General features: G+C 69.1%; 3 protein-coding genes. 2 read left to right on the top strand and 1 reads right to left on the bottom strand.

All coding sequences use genetic code 11. The features are described from left to right. Window positions 1-1,144: ABC transporter substrate-binding protein (locus tag G6019_RS10810; RefSeq protein ID WP_241725996.1), on the bottom strand; the 1,144-nt coding region annotated here is incomplete at its 3' end. A 250-nt stretch (window positions 1,145-1,394) separates the two neighbouring features. Between G6019_RS10810 and ctaD the strand changes: the two genes are divergently transcribed. Both ctaD and serB read left to right on the top strand, forming a co-directional pair. Beyond that, a complete protein-coding gene (gene ctaD / locus G6019_RS10815) occupies window positions 1,395-3,155 on the top strand; it encodes an aa3-type cytochrome oxidase subunit I (RefSeq protein ID WP_182613812.1) in 1,761 nt (586 codons plus the stop codon). Between the two features lie 176 nt (window positions 3,156-3,331). After that, the gene (serB, locus tag G6019_RS10820) at window positions 3,332-4,561 is read left to right on the top strand and encodes a phosphoserine phosphatase SerB (protein ID WP_107755997.1); all 1,230 of its coding nucleotides are present in this window, start codon (window positions 3,332-3,334) and stop codon (window positions 4,559-4,561) included. The last annotated feature ends 133 nt before the right edge of the window (window positions 4,562-4,694 follow it).

Genomic DNA, 4,694 nt, shown 5'->3' on the forward strand with positions numbered 1-4,694 from the left:
CGTTGATGGAACTCCTGATGTCGTCGAGGACCGCTCGTGCGGCCACCGGACCGGAGCCCTCCCACACGGCCCGGTCCACCACGAACATGCGGCGGGCCCCCACCGCGTCGAGGTCCGTCCACCGCTGGGTGGCGAACGCCTCCCGCGCGGACTGCTCGGAGCGGTCACTGCCACCCACCACGGCGAAGATCACGTCCCCGCCCAGTTCGTCACCCACCGGAGGCGACTCCGGGGCGGGCCCGATCCGTTGTCCGTCCCGGGTGCGCTGGGCGGGGGGCCGGCCGGCACCGACGGCCTCGAGCATGAGGCTGCCGAGGGTGTCCGGCCGTTGGACCTCGATCTCGCCCGCGTCGGAGACGGAGACGAGCGAGACCCAGGTGTCTCTCGGGGTGGTCGCGTCCGCGGTGAACCGCGCCCGGTCGATCACATCCAACAGGAGGTCTCCGCCGGCCGTGGGGCGACCGTAGGCGTCGGCGATCGCCTCGGTGCTCTCGGCCCAGTTCAGGCTCCGCGCGTCGTAGACGACGGTCGGCGCGACAGCCGACAACGCCCGTGCCAGATCGGGGTCGGGATCGGGGGAGTCGGCCAGCACGATGAGATCGGGGTTCAGGTCCCGGGCGGCGTTCGCGGCGGCATCCGCGTCGAATTCGGCGCCCTCGGCCCGCCAGTCGCCGGCGATACCGAGGTCGGGCAGTCCCACCAGGTTCGCGGGGAGGTAGACGTCGGCATCGTGGGGCAGTCCGGAGGTCCCCACGACGAGGTCCTGCAGGCCCAGAGCGCACGCCACGTCCACGGCCCCGCTGCCGAGGGCCAGGATCCGTTCCGGAGAGCGGGGGACCTCCACCGTCGCCTCGGCAGGATCCGTGGACGCGACCTCTCGGACCCCGTTTCCGGGGAACTCGGCCGGCACCGGTGCGGGCGCGCACGATTCCTCCGGCTCGGCCGAGCGTTGGAGCTCCGCACCGGCCATCCGGGAGGGGGTCGTGGTGACGGGGTGCTCGACCATGTCGACGGGGGAGGGCCCGCACCCGGAGAGCGCCAGACCGGCGACGAGGGCCCCCGCGATGCCGACCGAGACCCTCGCGGGGGTGGAAGGGTACCCCCGTCCGCGATGGCGGAGACGGCCCGGCGCGTGATCGGTCATGCAGCAGAGCCTAGGAGATGGGTGCTCAGCGTGGTCAAAGAGGAGGTCGCGGCGGGTCGGAGGGCGATCCCGGGCGTGTCGTCACGAAAGCGGATCACCGCAGATGACCCACCCCGACGAGTTCGGCGGGGTGAGTGGTGGGCGCTCTCAGCGGAGGGTTAGGATTGCCCTCACGCACTATTCCTTTGCGTTCGACGTGGGGTCGGTGGTTCGACCCGCGGCGTCGGGTGAGGCGTTCAGGAGGACCCTTATGACCGCAGTGGCCCCCAAGCCGGTCGACGATCTCGACCATCCGCCGGGCGAACCCACGGGCTCCGCCCGGCCGGGCTCGTTCGTGTGGAAGATGATGACAACGACCGATCACAAGCTGCTCGGCCTGATGTACATCGTCACCTGTTTCGTCTTCTTCTTCATCGGCGGGCTCATGGCCCTGCTCATCCGGGCGGAGCTCTTCGTCCCGGGCATGCAGTTCCTGTCCAACGAGCAGTTCAACCAGCTGTTCACCATGCACGGCACGGTCATGCTGCTGCTGTACGGAACCCCGATCGTGGTCGGGTTCGCGAACTACATCATGCCGCTGCAGATCGGCGCCCCCGACGTCGCCTTCCCGCGACTGAACGCCCTGGGCTACTGGCTGTTCACGGCGGGCGGCATCATCATGCTCTCCGGGTTCATCACCCCGGGCGGTGCGGCCGCGTTCGGCTGGACCATGTACATGCCGCTCGCCGACAAGATCCACTCGCCGGCCGTCGGCGCGGACCTGTGGATCCTCGGCGTGGGCATCGGCGGTATCGGCACCATCCTCGGCGCCGTCAACTTCGTCACCACGATCATCTGCCTCCGCGCGCCGGGCATGACCATGTTCCGTATGCCGATCTTCACCTGGAACATCCTGGTGGCGTCGGTGCTGATCCTCCTGATCTTCCCGCTCCTCACCGCCGCCGCCCTCGGCGTCTTCTACGACCGTCAGTTCGGTGGTCGCATCTACGATCCGGGCAACGGTGGTGCCATCCTGTGGCAGCACCTGTTCTGGTTCTTCGGCCACCCCGAGGTGTACGTTCTCGCCCTCCCGTTCTTCGGCATCGTCTCCGAGGTCTTCCCGGTCTTCTCCCGCAAGCCGCTCTTCGGCTACGCCGGTCTGATCTTCGCGACCCTCGCGATCGCCGCGCTGTCCATGGCGGTGTGGGCGCACCACATGTTCGTCACCGGCGCCGTCCTCCTGCCGTTCTTCTCCTTCATGACGTTCCTCATCGCCGTTCCCACGGGTGTGAAGTTCTTCAACTGGATCGGCACGATGTGGCGCGGGAAGATGACCTTCGAGACGCCGATGGTCTTCGCGCTCGGCTTCATCGTGACCTTCCTCTTCGGTGGTCTGACCGGCATCATGATGGCCGCGGCGCCGATCGACTTCCACATCTCGGACACGTACTTCATCGTCGCGCACTTCCACTACACGCTCTTCGGCACCATCGTGTTCGCGACGTTCGCCGGCGTGTACTTCTGGTTCCCCAAGATGACGGGCCGGATGCTCGACGAGAAGCTGGGCAAGCTGCACTTCTGGCTGATGTTCATCGGCTTCCACACCACGTTCCTCGTGCAGCACTGGCTCGGCAACCAGGGCATGGCCCGTCGCTACGCCGACTACCTGGCGACGGACAACTTCACCGTCCTCAACCAGATCTCGACCATCGGGTCGTTCATCCTCGGCATCGCGATGCTTCCGTTCATCTGGAACGTCATCAAGAGCTGGCGCTACGGCGAGATCGTCACCGTCGACGACCCGTGGGGTGCGGGCAACTCGCTCGAGTGGGCGACCTCGTGCCCGCCGCCGCGTCACAACTTCGTGACCCTGCCCCGGATCCGCTCCGAGCGCCCGGCGTTCGAGCTCCACTACCCGCACATGAGTGAGCGCATGCGCGCAGAGGCCCACGTCGGTGGCCGGGCCGCGGCCCAGGACCCGGCCGCCGTCAAGGACGTCGCCGAGCGCGGCACGTCACCGCAGAAGGGCTGACCCGGCCGCCCGTACTCACCCACGGGCTCCGGTCCCCGCAGAACCCCGTCGGTAGGCTCGCCCTCCGGCGGGGTTCGGCGCGTGTCGCCCCGGACCCTTCACCACCGGCCTCGGTCTGAACCCGCCTCCCGGACACCAGGACCACCCGCCAGATCAAGCACTCGTCAGGAGCACACGTGAGCACCCCCGGCACCCCGGCACTCCTCACCGTCACCGGCCCCGACCGGCCGGGTGTCACCGCGAGGGTCATGTCGGTCCTCGCCTCCCACCACGCCGACCTGGTGGACGTGGAACAGGTCGTCGTCAACGGGCACCTCTCCCTCGGCCTCATGGTCCGGGTGGAGTCGGATGCCGATGTCGTGACCGTGGTCCGCGAGCTCACCGAGCAGATCCACGAACTGGGGATGCAACTCGAGGTCCAGTTCGACGACATCGCGCCTCCCACCCCGCCCTCCACCCACGCGGTGGTGATCCTCGGCAGCCCGGTCACCGCGTCGGCGTTCTCCGCGGTATCGGGGTCACTCGCGTCGATCGGCGCGAACATCGACACGATCCGGGGGATCGCCGACTACCCCGTCACGGGTCTGGAACTGCACGTCTCGACGGCCGGTCGCGACGCCGCGGACGACGCGCGACTGCGCGAAGCGATGGCACCCCTGTCGGACGCGCACGGAGTCGACATCTCGGTGGACGGCGCCGGCCTGGGACGCCGCTCCAAGCGCCTGGTGGTGTTCGACGTGGACTCCACGCTGGTCCAGGGCGAGGTCATCGAGATGCTGGCCGCACACGCGGGCAGGGAGGCCGAGGTCCGTGCGGTCACCGAGCGCGCGATGCGGGGTGAGTTGGACTTCGCCCAGTCGCTCCACGAACGGGTGGCCACGCTCAAGGGGTTGCCGGCCGACGTCCTCGACGAGGTCGCGGCGAATATCGTGCTGACCCCGGGCGCGCGCACGACCATCCGCACCCTCAAGCGACTGGGCATCCGCTGCGGTGTGGTGTCGGGCGGGTTCATCCAGGTGATCGCGGGTCTCGCCGAGGAGCTGGGGCTCGACTTCGCTCGGGCCAACACGCTCGAGATCGAGGACGGGGTGCTCACCGGCCGGGTCGTCGGCGAGGTGGTGGACCGGGAGGCCAAGGCCGAGTACCTGCGCCAGTTCGCCGAGGAGCTCGGCATCTCGCTGAGCCAGACCGTCGCCGTGGGGGACGGGGCGAACGACATCGACATGCTCTCCGCCGCGGGGCTGGGGATCGCGTTCTGCGCCAAGCCCGCTCTGCGTGAAGTGGCCGACGCGTCTCTGTCCAAGCCGTTCCTCGACACGGTCCTGTTCGTCCTCGGCATCACGCGCGATGAGATCGAGGCGGCCGACACCGCCGCCGGAACCTATCGCCGCGTTCCGCTCGAGTGACCGACGGAGCACAGGCTGACGGACCGCGTCCCGAGGAGCCCCTGACCGACGGTCCGCATCCCGACGCGCCACCGGCGGGAGCGCCCGCGACCGGAGCCGCGCTCGACTGGTGCCACTCGCGGCTCCGCGCGGG

Origin of the sequence: Dietzia sp. DQ12-76 (genome assembly GCF_014145045.1) — a bacterium.
Classification (GTDB): Bacteria; Actinomycetota; Actinomycetes; order Mycobacteriales; family Mycobacteriaceae; genus Dietzia.